Here is a 17925-nt window from a genome sequence, read left to right as displayed (position 1 = left end):
CACGATGCTGATTAAACACACTCGCATGGCCGCGCTGCTCACGGGTCTCATGATCGGCGGTCTCGCCCATGCCGACAATGACGGCCCGGCGCGCGTCACGCCGGTCGACAACAGCGGCGTGTCGATTCGCACCACGGTCCTGCCGGCGTCGGCGGCCGCTGCCGGAACTGCCGGACCCGCCGTGAACACAGCCGGGCTCGCCAGCGGCACGACGGGTGCGGGCACCGGCGCGGTCACCGTCGCCCCGCCGCCCGCCAATGCAGCGCCGGGCCAGGTCGTGGTGGGCGGCAAGGTGCCGGATGAAGCGACCAAATCCGCCGTGCTGACCAAGCTGCGCGACACGTATGGCGCGGCGAACGTGGTCGATCAGATCGAGGTGGCGGACGTGGCGACGCCGCCGAACTGGTCCGCCAACGTGCAAAAACTGATTGGCCCGCAGTTGAAGCAGATCAGCAAGGGTCAATTGAAGATCGACGGCACGCAGATCGACGTGAAGGGCGAAGTGCACAACGAATCGCAGCGGCAGCAGCTCGCGAGCGACATGGCGAATGCGCTGAATCCAACCTACACGATCAAGAACGGCTTGCGCGTGAGCGCGTCCGAACAAGGTCTGCTCGATCAGACGCTCGCGAACCGCACGATCGAATTCGAAACCGGCAGCGCGACGCTCACGCCGCAAGGCCGCGCCATTCTCGATCAGATGGCCGCGGTGCTGTTGAAAATGACCACGAAGATGGTGGCGATCATCGGCCACACCGACAACTCGGGCAACCGCACGTCGAACATCGCGCTGAGCCAGGCGCGCGCGGATGCGGTGAAGGGTTATCTGGTCGCCAAGGGCCTGCCGCCGCAGCAAATGACCACAACCGGCGTAGGCCCGGACCAACCGATTGCATCGAACGATACGAGCGATGGGCGGGCACGCAACCGGCGCATCGAGTTTCGCGCGGGGTCGTGAGTCGTTGCTTGCGCGCCTCCGCGCCGCCGCGCATGAAAAAAGCTTGGCTTCCTTGAAAATCGAAGCCAGGCTTTTTTGTTTCCCTTGCGGATGCGTTAGCTTTTCTCGTCGGGCTTCACGCCCAGCAGCTCGCGAATATGGGCGAGCGATCCGTCGTCTTTCACCACCGTCGAGAGCCATTGATGCAAGGGCATGTCCGCGCACTCGGCGGCCTTCTCGGCGAAATAGGCGGCCGGATTATGCGGCTCGGTGCCGCGAAAGAATTTCGCCACCGCGCGCAATTGCGCAACCGCTTGCGCACGGCTCTGTATTCCTGCAATCGACGTGGTCGGCATGGTCGTCAACACGGGTTCCTCGCGTTGCGCGGCGGTCTTGAAGGTGGGCTCGGCGCGTTCGGGTTCGTTGGGCGTGGAGGCTTTCGGCGTGGGCGCCGCTTCCACGCCCACGCCCAGGTCGCGGGCGAAGCGTTCGGCCAGACGGTAGACGCTTTCATACGCGTCCTTTACCTGGCGAAAGCTCGGCGCGGAATCGGCGGCACGGCGATCGAGTTCCTGTTCGAGCGCGAGCATCGCCGCTTCGAACGCTTTGAGGTCGACCAGCAGCGTCGAATAAAACGCCGGCGGCGTGCTGCGCTTCGATGCCTCGATCTGCTCGATCGAAGGCTTGCCGCGCGCGATGTCGTCGGCGTGATCCGGATCGCGCTTGACGGCTTGCGCGACATGCGTGGCCACGTCCCAGTCGATCGTGCTATACGAGTTGCCTTGCGACGACGTGAGCGGCATCGCGCGCAGCAGATCGCCGGTGCGGCCCACCAGCCACGCGACGTTGCCGAGACGGTACTCGGTGTCGTCGCCTTCCGGCAGCGGATGCACGTGGTCCCAGTACTTTTCGCACAGCCCCGTCAGCAACGCATAGCCTTGCGTGAGACCGGTGACGCCTTCCTCGATGGCAAGCGCTTCGGTGAGCCATACGGCGAGCCGCAAATCCTTGGTCTGCGTTTGCAGCAGACTGCTCGATCGTTCGACCACGAACGGCCAGTCCGCCTCCTTGATGTCCGTGACCCATTCGCCCTGATCCAGCGACGGGTCCTCGAAACGGCGCGCGTGCTGGATCGCGTCGAAGTCGGCGGAGAAAAGCAGATCGTCGCCGCAGGGCGAGGTTTCGCTGATCGGAGCCAGCAGCGTAGTCAGATTAGTCGGCATGGCAGAAAGCGATAAGTATCCGGTACGGCGTTAAAACAGATCGACTGGCGAACGACGCGTCGACGCGCCGCTTCACACAACCACGTATTCGAATTCGCCCGCTTCGCTCGCGCGCACCGAAATACGTTCGAGCGCGGCGCCGTTCGCGATGCGCTCCAGCACCTGCTGCGCGACTTCGGGCAACAGCGTGCCGTTCAGAATGTGATCGACGTTGCGCGCGCCGGAATCCACCTCGGTGCAACGCGCGAGCACCGCGTCGACCAGCGACTCGTCCCACTCGAACACCGCCTTATGGTTCGACTCGATGCGGCGGCGAATCCGCTCCAGCTTCAACTCGATGATTTCCGCGAGCACGTCATCGGAAATCGGATAGTACGGCACCACTTTCAAGCGGCCGAGAAACGCCGGCTTGAATGCCTTGTAGAGTTGCGGGCGCAACGCTTGCGCGAGTTCGTCGGCGCTCGGCAATTCTTCGGCGCTCCTGTTCAGGCACGCCTGCATCACCGCTTGCGAGCCGACATTCGAAGTCAGGATGATCAACGTATTGCGGAAGTCGATCTCGCGGCCCTCGGCGTCGTCCATCGTGCCCTTGTCGAACACCTGGAAGAACATTTCGAGCACGTCGGGATGCGCCTTTTCGACTTCGTCGAGCAACACGACCGAGTACGGATTGCGCCGCACCGCTTCGGTCAGCACGCCGCCCTCGCCGTAGCCGACGTAGCCCGGCGGCGAGCCTTTCAGGCCTGATACGCTGTGCGCTTCCTGATACTCGCTCATGTTGATCGTGACCATCTTGCGTTCACCGCCGTACAGCACATCGGCAAGCGCGAGCGCAGTTTCGGTCTTGCCGACCCCCGACGGCCCGACGAACATGAACACGCCGCGCGGCTTGTTCGGATCTTCGAGATTCGCGCTCGCGGTGCGCACGCGTTGCGCGATCGCATCGAGCGCATGGTCCTGGCCGATCACGCGCGCGCTCAATAGCGGTTGCAGGTTCAGCACGGTCTGGATTTCGTCCTTGACCATGCGGCCGAGCGGGATGCCGGTCCACGACGCGACGATTTCAGCGACCACGTGGCCGTCGACCTGCAACGGCACCATCGGCTGACCGCCTTGCAACGCGTGCAATTCGGCCACGCGCGTGGCGAGCGTTTCGCGCGCCTGCTGCGCTTTTTCGGCTTGCGCGGCAGCGGCGCTGCTCACACGCGCCGCGTCGATTTCCGCGCGCAGGCCGACGATCTCCGTGACGAGCGCGCGCTCCTTGTCGTAGCGCGCTTCGTCTTCGGCGAGATCCTTGAGGTCTTGTTCCCGTTCGCTGCGCAGTTCCGCGAGCCGCTCGTCGTGCAGCGCGCCGCTCGCCACTTCGCGCTCCAGCGCGGCGATTTCAGCGTCGATACGTTCGAGGCGCTTTTTCGTGTCGTCGATCGCAGCCGGTGTCGAGCTATGCGCCAGCGCGACTTTCGCGCAGGCGGTGTCGAGCACGCTGATCGCCTTATCCGGCAGTTGCCGGCCGCTGATGTAGCGATGCGACAGGCGCACCGCTTCCGTGATCGCGTCGTCGAGCACGCGGACGTTGAAGTGTTTTTCCATCAACGCCGCCATGCCGCGCAGCATCGAGGCGGCGAGCGTTTCGCCCGGCTCCTCGATCTTCACGACCTGGAAACGCCGCGCCAATGCCGCGTCTTTCTCGAAGTACTTCTTGTACTCGCTCCACGTGGTCGCCGCTATGGTGCGCAATTCGCCGCGCGCCAACGCGGGCTTCAGCAGGTTCGCCGCATCGTTCTGCCCGGCCTGGCCGCCGGCGCCGATGATCGTGTGCGCTTCGTCGATGAACAGAATGATCGGATGTGGGCTCTTCTTCACTTCGTCGATCACGTTCTTCAGGCGGTTTTCGAATTCGCCTTTCACGCTCGCGCCCGCTTGCAGCAGCCCCATGTCGAGTACGTGCAGCGCCACGCCTTTCAGCGGCGCCGGCACGTCGTCCGCGGCGATGCGCAGCGCGAGACCCTCGACCACCGCCGTTTTGCCGACGCCCGCCTCGCCCGTCATGATCGGATTGTTTTGCCGACGGCGCATCAGAATGTCGATGGTCTGGCGAATCTCGCCTTCGCGGCCGATCACCGGATCGATCTTGCCGTCACGCGCGCGCTGCGTGAGGTTGCTGGTGTACGTATCGAGCGCGGGTGTTTTGGACGGCGCGCCGGGCAAGCTGTCGGCCGCCGCCGTATCGCTCGTGCTTTCGTCTTCGTTTTGCGCCGCATTGCTGCGCTCGACTTCGCGCGAGCCCGCGGTCAATTCATCGAATTTGTGCTTGAGATCGGTCACCCGCACGTCGCGCAGCAATGGCGACATGCGCTCGGCGAACTGCGCGAGATCCGGCGCCGTCAGCAACGCGAGCAGTAAATGCCCGGAACGGATCCGCCCTATCTGCGAATCGAGCGACGCGATCAACCACGCCTGTTCGAGCAATTCGATCAGATGCTTCGAAAACACCGGCGTGCGCGTATTGCCGGTCTTCAGGCGCTGCAATTCGCGCTCCAGATCGGCACGCAATGCATGAGCATCGACCCGGCTCGCGCGCAGCACGAGCGCGACGTCGCTCGCGGGTTCATCCAGCAGCGCGAGCAACAGATGCTCAAGGTCCACTTCGTAATGACCGCGCGCGAGACAGTTGTTCGCCGCCAGCAATGCCGCCTGCCGGCAGGTCGGATTCAGTTTGGCGATCAGGGTATTGAGGGACGTGCTCATGTCGTGCGATCCGGTCCAGGTTCTATCGTTATGGTCAGTGAATCACGTGCAATTCGTAGCGTGCATCCGCGCGGTCGCAGTCGGCTTCCCGGGTGCACAGGAACGCGTCCCAGCCGAGGCGCGCGCCGTTGCTCAGAATGCTCGGCCCCACTTCCTCGCGGCGCAACACCAGCGAGACTTCGTATTCGAGCGTGACGCCGGCAAGCAGCGTCAGCATGCGCTCCAGCGCCACGGCGCGGTCGGCGCCGGGCAAGAATGCTTCGTAGTCGGCCTTGCCGAGCGGTCCTATCACGAGCCGCGCGCGCATGTCGCGCTGCCAGACCCGTTCGCCCGCCAGCGCCGTGGCGCCGAGCGTCGCATTGATGCTGCCGAGCACGGTCAATTGATCGCGCGGCACGTCGTACCATTTGCCGACGAACTGCTCGACGCGCACCGGCACCTGGAAGTACTCCGACAGCGTGCGTTGCAAGTAGGCCGCCGACACCGGCCGATGCCGCGCGGCCAGTGCATAACCGGCGATCGCTTCGTCGAACAGCGCGCCTTCGCCTTCTTGCAGACTGTTGCGCGTGTCGTCGTCCGCGACGCCGGCCAACGCCAGCAATAGCGGCAGATAGCGCTCGTCGCGATCGAGCTCGTAGTGAAACGGCAGGCGGTATTTCTTCCACGCCGCGTAGAACAGCGCCGTCGCGCGATTCGAAAACACGTCGAAGAATTCGCGCGCGGCGCGGTCGCGCTTGATCTGCTCGCGCGCGATGATCTGCTCGGTGTAATGCAGCGGCAATGCGCCCTGCCCGCCGAGCAAACCGAAAAATGCCGGCGTGATGTCGACCTTGTCGAGCGAACCGGCTTCGAGCGCCGCGCTGCGTTGCGGCTTCTCTTTGAGCGCCGCGCCTTCATTGTCGTAAGACTGCGCGCCGTGGATCTCGCTGGGCGGAAACGACATCGACAGCGAATTGCGAAAAGCGATTCGCCGCGCGACGACTTCGCCGGGACGCCCGCGATGTGACGGCGTTTGCTGCGCGAACCACTTCTCCAGAATCCGCACCGCCTGAAAAAATTCGAAGCGATGCGGTTCGTCGAGAAGTTGCTCGACTACGCCAGGATCGATTCGCCGCTGCGCGGTTTGCATCGCAGAATCTCCTCGCCGGTGCGCTTCGACACGACGACCAGTTGCACAAAGCTGTTCAGATGCACGTACAGCCCAAAAAACGTGTCGATCACTCGCACGAACGACGCGAGACTCGTGCCGACGAAATGCTCCTCGTCGATCGTCAGGCGAATCTCGATGCCGCGCACGAACGTTGCGAACGGTTTGCCCGGCAGCCATTGCACGGCCGCGCGCTGCTCGATGCCGACGAGCCCGTCGATATGCCGCGCCGACACCGCCGTGCGCCGCAAATCGTAGAGCACCAGCATTTCCTTGAGCGCCGACAGCCCGCTATTGGCGAGCGACACATGATTCAACGCCAGATGCGAAATCAGCCGCCAATGCACCGCGCGACCGCGTTCGAAACGCACGCTCGGCGTGGGCCTGCGCAGCATCGTGATGCTGCCGGTCAACGAACCGCCTTCGAGAAACAGATCGCCGCCTTCGAGACCCACGGCGAGCCCGGCGGGCAAGTCGCGATTGGTGCAGGTCAGGTCGATGCTGAGCGTGTCGGTTTGCGGCGCGGCCGGTTCGAAGTCGATATCGACGATCGAAATCTCGGTCTCGTAGCCTGGGCTTTTCTGCGCGACCCAATCGTTGCGCCGCGCGAACCAGTAGTGCCCCGCGCGCGCCGCTTCGCCGTGATGCAACGAATAGAACGGCCGGAATTCGATCACCGATTCTTCATGCGCCTGCTGCCGGACCAGTTTCACCGAGTCGATCGAATACACCTCGTAGGCAAAGGCGCGGCGCGCCTCGGCAATCACCGGGTATGAAATCGCCTGGTGACTGACGCGGATCGGCTCGCCGTGCTGCTCGAACAGATTCACCACCGGCGTGCAGAACAGCCGGAAATGATGCGACGAGAGCGAATCGAGCAGGCGCGCCATGTGCGAATCGCTGCGCACTTCCTTCAGCACGACATGCAGCGTGAGGCGCTGGCAGCGGCCGCTCGCGCGCGTCATTGCCGCGAGGTCGAAGTCGGCGAAGTTGAATTTTTCGGGGAACGCAAAGTACTCGGTCAGCAGCCGGTAGGCCGGATGCGATTTGGCCGGATAGTCGATGAGCGAGTCGTCCTCGTCGAACCCCGCTTGCACCACTGGCGATGTGCGCAATTGCGTCCACGCGCCACGCCGGTCGGGCTCGACATAGGTGGCCATCGCGTTGACGAACAGGCAGTCCGCCAGCGCGGCGATAAAGGATTGCTCGCCGTGCAGGTGCGCGCGCAGCGTGCCGACTTTCAGCGCGGACAGATCGAGTTGCGCGGCGGTCGACTCGAACGTGATCGACACGATGGCCGTCGCGTTGCCGGGCAAGACGGTGGCACTCGGCGCCATCGCCACCGAGGTGTACTTCGCCTCCGAAATGCGGACCGGCGCGAGCGTCACGTCGTAGGCGGTCCGAAAACGGCATTGCACGCCGCGAATCGGCCGCGACTTGAGTTCCGTGCCGCGCTCGACGAGCACCGGTTCGGTCAGGTGGCTGAGTGCCGCGGACGTGCCCAACTGCGCGATCGAGCACGACGGAAAGGGCCGCAGATAGTGCGGATACAGCACTTCCAGCAGCGCTTCGGTGAATTCGGGGTAGTCGTCGTCGAGCTTCTTGTTGATGCGCGCGCCCAGCAGCGCGAACGATTCGATCATCCGCTCGACGTGCGGATCTTCGCAATGCTCGCCGGACATCGCGAGACGCGCGGCGATCTTCGGATAGCGCTCGGCGAAGTCGCGCGAATAGCGCCGCAGAAATGACAGTTCGCGCTCGTAATACGGCAGCAATTCTTCCATCGATCTATCCCCGGACCTGAACCCTCTCCGCCTGATCTGGCGCCGCCGTTGCGCGTAACGGCGGTGAAAGCGGTAATAAAAGCGCGGTACTAAAAGCGCGGTGCTAAAAATGCGGTGCTAAAAGTACTTCAACGCAGCGATTAAAAAAACCGCTGCTACAGCTTCGCGCGTGCGCGCGTCACCGAGTATTGCAACGTGGAAGGCTGCAACAGCGCGTCAAAGCTCACCGGTTCTTCCGCCGGATGCACGACCAGCAGCGCCTGAATCGCGAAGTTCAGCGCATTGGTCGATTGTTCGTTCAGTTCGAGCGTGACCGCGACCTGCTGTAGACGCGGCTCATGCCGCGCGATCGCCTGTTGAATCGATTTGCAGATGAACGTGCGGTCGTAATGGCTCGCGAGGCTCAAGCCCGCGAAATCGTTCAAGCCATACGTGAGCACCGAGCGCTGACATTCCGGCAACGCCGCGAGTTCGTGCTCGGTTAGCGCGATCCGCGTATTCAGGATCGCCTCGACGTCGCGCGCGACCGTACTCTTCAATTCCTCCAACGACAATTGCCGCATCGCCGGGGAAGCCGGCAGATGCGGTTCGTCGTCGAACAGCTTGTCGAGAAAGCTGGGTTCGAAGCGTTTCATCAGAGATCGAAGAAGCGGAGCGCTGCCTGACGCGCGCGGCGTACGTCACCTCGTGCAAGGCGTTGCGCGCGCCGCGTGCGTCCCTGCATCAGACCGCGTACGTCTTGTCGTTCTTCGTCAGGCTCCACGCGCCTTGCGCATTGCCGCCCTGGTTGCCGCCGATCTTCTGCTGCGTGTACTTCCATTGCACCGCGGCGTACTTCAGCGAGAACTGCTCGCTCGGCAGACCTTCGCCCACCACGCTCGGCGTCACGCTCGAGATGATCACGTACTTCAGCTTCACTTCCAGGTACTTGATGCGGTTGCCTTCGCCGTCCGAACGCATGAAGTCGATCGTCACTTCGTCGAACGTCGTGCCGCCCGATGCGTGTTGATAGATCAGCGGGCTGACCACGTCGATGTCTTTCGTGAACTGCATGTCGGCGTGCTCGCACCGCTCGGACGTGTGACCGCCCGCCGTCGAGGCCGTTGCCGAACGCGGTTGCGTGATCGCGTGGCTCCATGAATCGATTTCGATCCAGCCAGCGTGATCTTTATCGGCGGACTCGCCTTTGATCGCCGGATTGCCGAATTTTAAATAAATATCCTTCATGACTCATCGACTCCCCAAAGAGGTGGTTTTAACAGCCAACCCGTGCGGCCCGCACGGGTTTTTTGACTTCGTTTATGAATTTGCCGGTTTCGGCAGGTCAGCGACAAGACGCAAGGAAATCGACAGTTCGTCCAGTTGAAAGTGCGGACGCAGGAACGCGACCGAACGATACGCGCCAGGCTTGCCGGGAATCTCCGAGACCTGTATCGACGCCTCGCGCAGCGGAAACTGCGCCTTCTGCTCCTGTGTCGCGTTGTCGTCGAGCAGCACGTACTGCGAGATCCAACGGTTCAGGAATACCTCGACGTTCTGCGCGGACGCAAAACTGCCGATCTTGTCGCGCATCATCGCCTTCAGGTAGTGCGCGACGCGCGATACCGAGAAGATGTATTGCAGTTGCGCGGACAGCACGGCGTTGGCATTCGCGCTATCGGTGCTGTATTTCTTGGGCTTCTGCACCGATTGCGCGGCGAAGAACGCGGCGTAATCCGAGTTCTTGCAATGCACGAGCGGAATGAAACCGAGGTCGCTCAGTTCCTTTTCGCGGCGATCGGTAATCGCGATTTCGGTCGGGCATTTCAGCGCGACTTCGCCGTCGTCGGTCTTGAAGGTGTGAGTGGGCAGATCTTCCACCAGCCCGCCGCCTTCCACGCCGCGAATCGCCGCGCACCAGCCGAAGTCGTCGAACGCGGCCGTCAGGCGTGCGGCGAACGCCCACGCTGCGTTACACCACAGGTATTTGCTGTGATCGGTGCCGTCCACGTCTTCGACGAAGTTGAAGCCCTCCGCCGTCGCGCCGTCTTTCGGATTGAACGGCAGGCGGCCGAGAAAGCGCGGCAACGTCAGGCCGACGTAGCGCGAATCTTCGGCGTCGCGGAACGACTTCCACTTGGCGTATTCGACCGTGTCGAACACCTTGCCGAGATCGCGCGGCTTGCCGAGATCGGCGAAGCTTTCGAGGCCCAGCAATTCGGGCGACGCCGACGCGATGAACGGCGCATGCGCGGCCGCCGCGACGTGCGACATCTGCTCGATGAAGTACACGTCTTCCGGCTGACGCGTCACTTCGAAGTCGCCGATGATCGTGCCGAACGGCGCGCCGCCGAAGGTGCCGAATTCTTCTTCGTAGATCTTCTTGAAGAGCGCGCTCTGGTCGAATTCGATCGCGGTCTTGAAGTCGCGCACCAGATCGCGCTTGGGCGCGTGCAGCGCCTTGATCTTGACCGTTGCGCCGGTATTGCTTTCCTTGCACAGATAGTCCAGACCGCGCCACGTGCTTTCCATGCGCTGGAATTGCGGCGCGTGCATCACCGCGCTCAGTTGCGCGGAGATCAGGCGGTCGAGTTCCGCGACGCGCGCGTCGATCGTGGCCGACAGGTTGTCGGACACGACCACCGTGCCGTCGAGCACCTGATGCACGAGTTCGCCGATCAGGTCTTTCGCGCGCGCATGCTCGGACTCGGACTTCGCCACGCGGCTTTTCTCGACGATTTCGTCGAGTAGCGTGGATTCCGTGCCGCCTTGCGCGGTGGCGAGTTGGGCTGCTGCCGTTTGCTGGTTCATCTCACACCCCGTGCTTATTCGCCCTGCTTGTCGTGATCCGGCGCGCCGGCATGCTGATCCGCCGCGTTGCCCTGGTCTTTCGCCAGGGTTTGCAACTGCTGCGTGTTGTTGAGCACTTCGCTCAGCAGGTCTTCGAGTTTGTCGTTGCCGGCCAGTTTGTTGCGCAGGTCGGCGAGCTTCGAGCGCGCTTCGAGCAACTGCCGCAGCGGTTCGATTTGCGCGACCACTTCGTCGGGATTGAAATCGGCCATCGACTTGAAACGCAGGTCGACGGCGAACTTCCCGCCCGCTTCGCTCAGGCGGTTCTCCACCTGGAACGCGGCGCGCGGCTCGATCGCCTTCATCACGTCGTCGAAATTATCGCGGTCGATGTTGACGAACTTGCGGTCGCGCAGCTTCGGCTGCTCGACTTCGGACTGCCCCGCCAGATCGGCGACCACGCCGACGACGAACGGCAGTTCCTTCACCTCGATCGCATCGCCGAGTTCAACCTCATACGTCAGTTGAACGCGGGGCGGCCGCACTTTTTGCAAGCGTTTCTGGATACTTTCTTTCTTCGCCATCGTCGGCTCCCGGATGCTGATGGATCAGGCGTGTGGATCAGCGCAGCGCGCTGAACGGATCGGACGCGCCGCCGCTTTGAGCGGCTTTGGCGGAGGCCGCGGGCGCGGCCGGCGCGACAGGCGCGGGCGCCGCCGCGGGCGTTGCGGCCGGAGCCGCCGTGCTGGTGGTCACATCCGGCGTATCGCCGGACTTGGCCTTCGCGACATGACGAACCACGCGGCGCTTCTTCGCCGGCTTGTCGCTCGGGTCGGGCGGGAACAGCGTGGCTTCGCCGAGCGTGTCGCGCAACTGCCTGGCGAGCGCTTGCGCATCCGACTTGGCGTCGCCCGCGAGCGACGCGTCCTGACGCAACTCGCCGAGCGATTGCGTGGCGACGCGCAGACCGGCTACCGCCAGAACGCTCTTCGCTTGACGATCGGTCTGGTCGCGTTGCAAGGCTTCTTGCGCGGCGACGATAGCCTGACCGTAATGCGCCTGCGCGAACTGGATCTGCGCAATGCGCGACCACGGTTCTTCACGCGTTGGATCGGATTTGGCGAGTTGCTGATAAAGCGCGATGGCGCGGTCCTGATCACCGCCCTTTGCAACGGTATCCGCATCCGCGAGTTGCTTATTAAAAGCCTCCGGTGTGGTCGCCACGTTGTTGCCCTGTGTCGCGCAACCGGCCATCACGCCGCATGCCAACACAACCCCAGATAGTTTTACTAACAGACGCTCATTCATCGTTTTTCACCGACGTGCGAATTTTTTATTTCAAGGAGAAACCGGAGTTTTGCTTTGCTTCAAGTGCGCGGGTATAGTACAGGCCAATTTTCGATAATTCAACTTTCGTTTGAAGAAGGATTGCACAAAAAAAATGCACCGGGATGTTTTTAACAATGCAGGCAGAAATTGTTTCCTGGTGCAATAGAGGCAATGCAAAGAGCGGAAAAAATTTCCGTCATGGGAAAGAAAGGCAAGTGCGGCAATGAGTTAGCGGCGGTAAGCGTCGCAACTTCCATGCGGCTCGCATAAAGCGGCATTAGGCGGCATTACGGTGCTGAAAATTTGCCGGATCGATTTCGTTATTGTGTTTTGACGGGGGCGGCGTCGAGCCGGTCGATGTATATGAATTCGCGCTTTGTTCGCCATGCATCGCTATTGATTACACACGTTGCCGCATGCGCGCTTCTGGGGGGCTGCGCGGCCGGCGTGACGGTGCTCGGAGCCGCCGCCAACGCGGCTTTGCAGGCAAGCGGGCTCGGCAAGCCGGAGTTGCCGGACGCGCAAAAACCGCCGCGCAATGTCGGCCTCACGTTATATGCCGCGCCCAATCTGAATGCCGCCAATGACAGGCGTCCATTCGCGCTGGTGGTTCGACTTTACACATTGAAAGATCCCACTTCATTCCAGCAGGCGCCATTCGACGCCTTTACCGACCCAACAAAAGAAAAGACCGCGCTCGGCGGCGATTTGCTGGGCGTGCGCGAAGTGACGCTGATCCCGGGCCAACGTTATGTCGTCACCGAAAAAGTCTCGCGTGAAGCGCAGGCATTCGGTATCGTCGCCCTATTTCGCGATCCGGCGCTGCAGCGTTGGAAATTCGCCTTCGACCCGGCGAAGTCGGAGAAATCCGGCATAATGATTGGCCTGCATAACTGCGCAATGACAGTCACCAACGGCACTGTGATCCCACCTGAACAGGGATTGCCCGCGCAGCCGCTGAATATGCTTTCTTCGGTGAGTTGCGGATAAAAGATGTCGGAAATACGGCATTTAACAGTTCTTAGAGAATTAACCCTGCGGCGCCCGAATCGGTTATCTCCGGGCGCGCCACACGCTGAACGCATATAACAGGTTTGAGATGAGTTATTCCGCAAAAGTGCTCTGGGGGGAAGGCCTGTTTCTGAGGCCGCAGCATTTTCAGCGTCAGGACGCGTATCACGAGGCGCGCCTGTTCGAATCGATCCAGGCGATCCAGCCATACAACTGGGGCGTGCGCTCGGCGCGCTTCGACCGCGACGCGCTCGGCAGCAACGTGTTGCGCGTGAGCGAACTGTCGCTGGTCTTTCCGGACGGCGCGCTCTACTCCGCACCGCAAGCCGACGACCTGCCGCCGCCGATCGCGCTGGATACATTGCCCGACGGCATCAACGAATTCATTTTTTATCTCGCGCTGCATCCGCTGCGCGAGACCGGCGCGAACTATTCGCAAGACAGCAACGCGGGTTTCGTGTCGCGTTACGTCAGCGAGCAAACGCCGGTGGCCGATCATTTCACCGACGCCGCCGAAGCCGACATCACCTTCCTGAAAACCAGCGTCAAACTCATCGCGCATAGCGAGCCGCGCGATCAACTGCTCTCCGTGCCGCTCGTGCGCGTGCGCCGCACCGCCACCTCGGGCTTCGAGATCGACGACACCTTCGTGCCGCCCTGCCTCGCCATCGACGCATCGCCCATCCTGCATCAGCGGCTGCGTCAACTGATCGACGCGTTGCAGGCCAAGGTGAATGCGTTGTACGGCTTTCATCGCGAGCCGACCAAGAACATCATCGAGTTCCGTTCCGGCGACATCGCCTCGTTCTGGCTGCTGCACACGGCGAGCGCGGCGTTCGCGTCGCTCGCGCATCTGTATCAGCATTCGGCGCTGCATCCCGAGCGTCTGTTCCAGGAGTTGCTGCGCCTGGCCGGCCAGTTGATGACGTTTTCGAAAGGTTATGCGCTGTCCGACTTGCCGGCTTACCGGCATGACGATCCGGGTCCCGGCTTCGCGCGGCTCGATACGATCCTGCGCGATCTGCTGGAAACGGTGATCTCCACGCGCTACTTCGCGATCGCGCTCGAGGAAGTGCGCCCGTCGTTCCATTCCGGTCGCCTCGACTCCGGCAAGATCGACGACAAGACCATGTTCTACATCGCCGTCTCCGCGGACCTGCCGACCGCGGAACTCGTGGAGGCGGTGCCCGCGCGCTTCAAGGTCGGCGCGCCGGACGACGTCGACAAGCTGGTGCTCTCGGCCATGCCGGGCGTGCGGCTCGTCTACACGCCGCAAGTGCCGCCCGCGATTCCGGTGCGGCCGGGCGCGTGCTACTTCTCCTTCGAATCGCGCGGCGCATTGTATGACCGCATGTTGCAGGCTCAATCGGCAATGATCTATGCGCCGTCGGGCATCAACGATCTTCAACTCGAACTGATCGCCGTCACATCATGAGCTACGCGCCCTCACTGTTTGGCGGCAGCACGCCTGCCGCGACGCCCGCCCCCGCCGCCGAGCCGACCTATCAGGTGCGCTCGCTGCTCGATCTGCTGTACGACGGCTTCTTCATGCTATTCCTGTTGAAGAACGGCCGCGAGCCCGGCGAGGCGCATGAATTCAGCCAGCGTATCCAGCAGTTTCTCGGCGACTTCGAACGCGGCGCGAAGAAGCTCAACGCATCGGCGGAAGACGTCTACGCGTCGAAGTTTGCGTTCTGCGCCGCCATCGACGAAGCGGTGCTGTCGTCCACGTTCAGGATTCGTACCGAGTGGGAGCGCCGGCCGCTGCAACTGGTGCTGTTCGGCGAGCAACTGGCGGGCGAGAAGTTCTTCCAGTATCTCGAGGAATGCCGCGCGCAAGGCGCGGCGCGGCTGCAATCGCTCGAGGTGTTTCACATGTGCCTGTTGCTCGGCTTTCAGGGCAAGTATCTGCTGGAAGGGCCGGAGAAGCTCGCGTATCTGACCGCGCGCATCGGCGACGAAATCGCGCATTTGAAAGGCAAGCGCGCGCCGTTCGCGCCGCATTGGCCGCTGCCCGATCAGGTCGCGCACCGCCTGAAGCGCGAGGTGCCGCTGTGGTCGATCGGCGCGGTGTTCGCGCTGGTTGGACTGCTGGCTTATCTCGGCCTGAATACGTATCTGCGCGATCAGACGTTGCGCACGCTCGCGCCGTATTCGCAGGTCGTCAAGCTCGGCCCGCAATCGGCTACCTTGACGATCTCGTTGCCGTAACGACGCTGGAACGACGCCGGCGAAATAACGCTGGCCGGTCACAGCAAAAAGGGCGGCCCGCTCGATGCGGGCCGCCCTTTTTTATTGCGCCAGCGAACCGCTTATTGCGACTCTTCCGCCCACACCGCGTTTTCCCGCGCCATCAGCGCAGTGGATGCCGCCGGCCCGAACGTCCCCGCCGTATAACCGCGCGGCCGCTCGCCCGACTTGCTCCAGCCTGCCAGGATCGGCTCGGCCCACGCCCAGGCGGCTTCCAGTTCGTCGCGGCGCATGAAATGCGTGAGGCGCCCGCGAATCACGTCGATCAGGAGACGCTCGTACGCTTCGGCGCGGCGCTCGGTGAAAGCCTGCTGCAAATCCAGGTTCAGATTCACCGGCAGCATGTGCATGCCGCTGCCCGGCTCCTTCGCGAGCATCTGCAACTGGATCGACTCTTCCGGCTGCAACTGGATCACGAGACGGTTGCCGTAGTTGCGCCCGCCGCTCGGAATGATCGAGAACGGCAACTCGGAGAACTCGATGACGATCTCCGACACCTTCTTCTGCATCCGCTTGCCGGTGCGCAGGAAAAACGGCACGTTGGCCCAGCGCCAGTTGTTGATATGCGCGCGCAACGCGACGAAGGTTTCGGCGCGGCTGCCGGCCGGCACGTTCTCTTCCTCCAGATAGCCCTTCACCGCCTCGCCGTCCACCGCGCCCGCGGTGTATTGGCCACGCACGGTATCGCGAGCGATGTCCTCGGGGGTCATGGGCCGCAGCGAGCGCAGCACCTTGAGCTTTTCGTCGCGCACCGCATCGGGGTCGAGCGACACCGGCGGCTCCATCGCGACGATGCACAGCAATTGCAGCAAGTGGTTCTGCACCATGTCGCGCAACGCGCCGGTCTTGTCGTAGAAGCCCGCGCGGCTGCCCACGCCGACCGTTTCCGCGACCGTGATCTGCACGCGCTTGATATACGGCGCCTGCCACAGCGGCCCGAAAATCGGATTGCCGAAGCGCAGCACCATCAGGTTCTGGACGGTTTCCTTGCCGAGGTAGTGATCGATCCGGTAGATCTGCGCTTCGCTGAAGTGCTTGCCGACCGCCGTGTTGATCTCCTGCGCCGACGCGAGATCGTGGCCGAGCGGCTTTTCGAGCACGACGCGCGAATGCTCGTCGACGAGACCGGCGGCCGAGAGGTTGTCGCAGATGTTCGTGAACAGATCCGGCGAGGTCGCGAGATAGAACACGCGCCGCACGCCGGGGCGCGATGCTTCGCTCAGGCGTGTGTAGTCTTCGATCGAGTCGACGTCCATGCGCACGTACTCGAACAGCGCCATGAATTTGTCCCAGGCGGCGGCATCGAACGCCTTCTTTTCGATGAAGGGCTTCGCCTTCAGCTCCATGAATTCGTTGATGTACTCCTCGCGCGACCAGGGCTTGCGGCCGATCGTGAGAATGCGGGTATCCGTCGGCAGATTGCAGTGCAGATGCGCCATGTAAAGCGCCGGCAGCAGCTTGCGGAACGACAGGTCGCCCGTGCCGCCGAAGATGATCATGTCGAGCGGCAGGTCGGGAGTGGCTGAAGCGTGTTGGGTCGTCATAGCGCGAATCGCAGCGTCGTGATGGAGAAGGCGTCGGTCAAGGGGCAGAAAAAGCGAAGCACGAGCGCCGGGGACCGGCACTTTTTTCTGGCAAACGCCTATGGTGCAACGTTTTGAGATTGTTTGCACGGCAACATCTGCCGCAGCTTGGCGCAATATGCCAACCGGCGCTGTTAAACCCCTGTTTTTGAGGCGCTTTCAAATGTGCGGCGTCGCGGCCGTGAGCGTCAAGCGCCGGACAAAGCCTCGCGCGCCACGCGGCAGGCCGCCAGATCCCACGCCGCGCAACCGACGCTTTTGAACACGACCGGCTTCTCCCCTGGCAGCGACGCCGGGTTTTCCACCACGGCGGCAATCCCGCCGACTTTCGCCCAGTCGACGCCGGCCTGAATCAAGTCGCCGGCTTCGTGCCTCGCGCCTGCCAGGTCGTCGACGAAAAGCGCGCTGCCGGCAATGGTGCGCGCGCCGATCTCGGCCATGGCCGGCGTGAATGCGCCGACGCCGATCACGAGCCGCCCGGCCCGCGCCGCTTCGTCGTAGACGGCCTGCTTGCTGGTGGTGAGCGCGATCAGCACGTCGATCGAAGCGGGGATCGTCGCGTCAGGTTCGGTGAGCGGCCGCAGTTCGTGCGCCTTGCCGCGATGCGCGGCGCAAAACGCCTCGGCGCGCGCGGGCGCACTGCCCTTCACCCATACGCGCGCGCCGGGAAACAGTTCACCGATCGCTTCCAGATGGTTGAGCGCCTGCGTGCCGGTGCCGATCAGCAGGAACTCGCGCGGCGCGGCCGCGGCGAAAGTCTCGACGCCGAGCATCGACATCGCAGCGGTCCGGCGTCCGGTCACGGTCGGACCGTCGAGGATGAAAAGCGTCTCGCCGGTATCGGCGTCGAACGCCATCACCTGGCCGTGGATCGTCGGCAAGCCGCGCGGCCCGTTGCTCGCGCATACGTTGACCAGCTTGTGAATGGCGAGATCGGGCGCGGTGGCCGGCATCGACAGCATGACGCCGCCTTCGTTGAGCGGCACGACGAGCCGCTCGGGACTCGCGATGCGCTGCCGTGCATAGTCGATGCTCGCGCGCTTCAACGCATCGACGAGCGTCGCGTACGGAATCAGCCGGGCGGTCGCGGCGGCGTCGAAAATCTGCGTGGTCGAACGGGTCATGAGCGGGGCGGTTCCGATTC

15 protein-coding genes are annotated in these 17925 nt (G+C 63.0%); 4 read left to right on the top strand and 11 right to left on the bottom strand.

Going from position 1 to position 17925, the window contains the following annotated elements:
• Nucleotides 1-4 precede the first annotated feature (4 nt).
• The gene (locus tag ACOCG7_RS05070) at nt 5-958 is read left to right on the top strand and encodes an OmpA family protein (protein WP_073430932.1); all 954 of its coding nucleotides are present in this window, start codon (nt 5-7) and stop codon (nt 956-958) included.
• Nucleotides 959-1053: 95 nt separating this feature from the next.
• On the opposite strand, the gene tssA is transcribed toward ACOCG7_RS05070, so the two are convergent.
• The 9 genes from tssA to ACOCG7_RS05025 form a co-directional block, all read right to left on the bottom strand.
• Nucleotides 1054-2160, bottom strand: coding sequence for a type VI secretion system protein TssA (gene tssA, locus ACOCG7_RS05065; protein WP_073430931.1), 1107 nt, complete (start codon nt 2158-2160; stop codon nt 1054-1056).
• A 72-nt stretch (nt 2161-2232) separates the two neighbouring features.
• Nucleotides 2233-4908: a type VI secretion system ATPase TssH gene (gene tssH / locus ACOCG7_RS05060; protein ID WP_073430930.1), complete on the bottom strand. Its 2676-nt coding sequence runs from the start codon at nt 4906-4908 to the stop codon at nt 2233-2235.
• 34 nt (nt 4909-4942) lie between these two features.
• Nucleotides 4943-6037 (bottom strand): type VI secretion system baseplate subunit TssG, encoded by a 1095-nt coding sequence (gene tssG / locus ACOCG7_RS05055; protein WP_073430929.1) that lies wholly within the window; start codon nt 6035-6037, stop codon nt 4943-4945.
• A complete protein-coding gene (gene tssF, locus ACOCG7_RS05050; protein WP_073430928.1) occupies nt 6001-7839 on the bottom strand; it encodes a type VI secretion system baseplate subunit TssF in 1839 nt (612 codons plus the stop codon). The genes tssG and tssF overlap by 37 nt, the downstream gene beginning before the upstream one ends.
• Nucleotides 7840-7994: 155 nt before the next feature.
• Complete coding sequence (gene tssE / locus ACOCG7_RS05045) at nt 7995-8474, bottom strand: type VI secretion system baseplate subunit TssE (RefSeq protein WP_073430927.1); 480 nt, start codon at nt 8472-8474, stop codon at nt 7995-7997.
• Between the two features lie 88 nt (nt 8475-8562).
• A complete protein-coding gene (locus ACOCG7_RS05040) occupies nt 8563-9066 on the bottom strand; it encodes an Hcp family type VI secretion system effector (RefSeq protein ID WP_073430926.1) in 504 nt (167 codons plus the stop codon).
• A gap of 72 nt (nt 9067-9138) precedes the next feature.
• The gene (tssC, locus tag ACOCG7_RS05035) at nt 9139-10629 is read right to left on the bottom strand and encodes a type VI secretion system contractile sheath large subunit (protein ID WP_073430925.1); all 1491 of its coding nucleotides are present in this window, start codon (nt 10627-10629) and stop codon (nt 9139-9141) included.
• Between the two features lie 14 nt (nt 10630-10643).
• Nucleotides 10644-11192 carry a type VI secretion system contractile sheath small subunit gene (tssB, locus tag ACOCG7_RS05030; RefSeq protein WP_073430924.1) on the bottom strand — a complete coding sequence of 183 codons (549 nt, stop codon included), beginning with the start codon at nt 11190-11192 and terminating at the stop codon, nt 10644-10646.
• A 37-nt stretch (nt 11193-11229) separates the two neighbouring features.
• Nucleotides 11230-11916 carry a tetratricopeptide repeat protein gene (locus ACOCG7_RS05025; RefSeq protein WP_073430923.1) on the bottom strand — a complete coding sequence of 229 codons (687 nt, stop codon included), beginning with the start codon at nt 11914-11916 and terminating at the stop codon, nt 11230-11232.
• A 384-nt stretch (nt 11917-12300) separates the two neighbouring features.
• Here ACOCG7_RS05025 and tssJ point away from each other — a divergent pair, with 384 nt between their 5' ends.
• The 3 genes from tssJ to icmH all read left to right on the top strand — a co-directional run bounded on the left by tssJ (nt 12301) and on the right by icmH (nt 15159).
• Entirely contained in the window at nt 12301-12927 is a 627-nt protein-coding gene (gene tssJ, locus ACOCG7_RS05020) for a type VI secretion system lipoprotein TssJ (RefSeq protein ID WP_073430945.1), read from the top strand.
• Nucleotides 12928-13036: 109 nt separating this feature from the next.
• A complete protein-coding gene (gene tssK, locus ACOCG7_RS05015) occupies nt 13037-14383 on the top strand; it encodes a type VI secretion system baseplate subunit TssK (RefSeq protein WP_073430922.1) in 1347 nt (448 codons plus the stop codon).
• Nucleotides 14380-15159 carry a type IVB secretion system protein IcmH/DotU gene (gene icmH, locus ACOCG7_RS05010; RefSeq protein WP_073430921.1) on the top strand — a complete coding sequence of 260 codons (780 nt, stop codon included), beginning with the start codon at nt 14380-14382 and terminating at the stop codon, nt 15157-15159. The genes tssK and icmH overlap by 4 nt, the downstream gene beginning before the upstream one ends.
• 101 nt (nt 15160-15260) lie before the next feature.
• On the opposite strand, the gene zwf is transcribed toward icmH, so the two are convergent.
• A complete protein-coding gene (gene zwf / locus ACOCG7_RS05005; RefSeq protein WP_073430920.1) occupies nt 15261-16742 on the bottom strand; it encodes a glucose-6-phosphate dehydrogenase in 1482 nt (493 codons plus the stop codon).
• A gap of 227 nt (nt 16743-16969) precedes the next feature.
• Complete coding sequence (gene lhpI / locus ACOCG7_RS05000; RefSeq protein WP_073430919.1) at nt 16970-17905, bottom strand: bifunctional Delta(1)-pyrroline-2-carboxylate/Delta(1)-piperideine-2-carboxylate reductase; 936 nt, start codon at nt 17903-17905, stop codon at nt 16970-16972.
• Nucleotides 17906-17925: the final 20 nt, after the last annotated feature.

The organism is Paraburkholderia sp. DD10, assembly GCF_049177125.1.
Classification (GTDB): domain Bacteria; phylum Pseudomonadota; class Gammaproteobacteria; order Burkholderiales; family Burkholderiaceae; genus Paraburkholderia; species Paraburkholderia terricola.
The sequence above is the reverse complement of the archived record's forward strand: the minus strand, read 5'-3'. Positions and strand labels throughout refer to the sequence as shown.

What these genes read in the sequence shown, in the direction of transcription:
- tssG (WP_073430929.1), bottom strand. Translation starts at nt 6,037, where the DNA reads ATGCAAACCGCGCAGCGGCGAATCGATCCTGGCGTAGTCGAGCAACTT.
- tssA (WP_073430931.1), bottom strand. Translation starts at nt 2,160, where the DNA reads ATGCCGACTAATCTGACTACGCTGCTGGCTCCGATCAGCGAAACCTCG.
- zwf (WP_073430920.1), bottom strand. Translation starts at nt 16,742, where the DNA reads ATGACGACCCAACACGCTTCAGCCACTCCCGACCTGCCGCTCGACATG.
- ACOCG7_RS05070 (WP_073430932.1), top strand. Translation starts at nt 5, where the DNA reads ATGCTGATTAAACACACTCGCATGGCCGCGCTGCTCACGGGTCTCATG.
- tssJ (WP_073430945.1), top strand. Translation starts at nt 12,301, where the DNA reads ATGAATTCGCGCTTTGTTCGCCATGCATCGCTATTGATTACACACGTT.
- tssB (WP_073430924.1), bottom strand. Translation starts at nt 11,192, where the DNA reads ATGGCGAAGAAAGAAAGTATCCAGAAACGCTTGCAAAAAGTGCGGCCG.
- tssE (WP_073430927.1), bottom strand. Translation starts at nt 8,474, where the DNA reads ATGAAACGCTTCGAACCCAGCTTTCTCGACAAGCTGTTCGACGACGAA.
- tssK (WP_073430922.1), top strand. Translation starts at nt 13,037, where the DNA reads ATGAGTTATTCCGCAAAAGTGCTCTGGGGGGAAGGCCTGTTTCTGAGG.
- ACOCG7_RS05025 (WP_073430923.1), bottom strand. Translation starts at nt 11,916, where the DNA reads ATGAATGAGCGTCTGTTAGTAAAACTATCTGGGGTTGTGTTGGCATGC.
- lhpI (WP_073430919.1), bottom strand. Translation starts at nt 17,905, where the DNA reads ATGACCCGTTCGACCACGCAGATTTTCGACGCCGCCGCGACCGCCCGG.
- ACOCG7_RS05040 (WP_073430926.1), bottom strand. Translation starts at nt 9,066, where the DNA reads ATGAAGGATATTTATTTAAAATTCGGCAATCCGGCGATCAAAGGCGAG.
- tssC (WP_073430925.1), bottom strand. Translation starts at nt 10,629, where the DNA reads ATGAACCAGCAAACGGCAGCAGCCCAACTCGCCACCGCGCAAGGCGGC.
- tssF (WP_073430928.1), bottom strand. Translation starts at nt 7,839, where the DNA reads ATGGAAGAATTGCTGCCGTATTACGAGCGCGAACTGTCATTTCTGCGG.
- icmH (WP_073430921.1), top strand. Translation starts at nt 14,380, where the DNA reads ATGAGCTACGCGCCCTCACTGTTTGGCGGCAGCACGCCTGCCGCGACG.
- tssH (WP_073430930.1), bottom strand. Translation starts at nt 4,908, where the DNA reads ATGAGCACGTCCCTCAATACCCTGATCGCCAAACTGAATCCGACCTGC.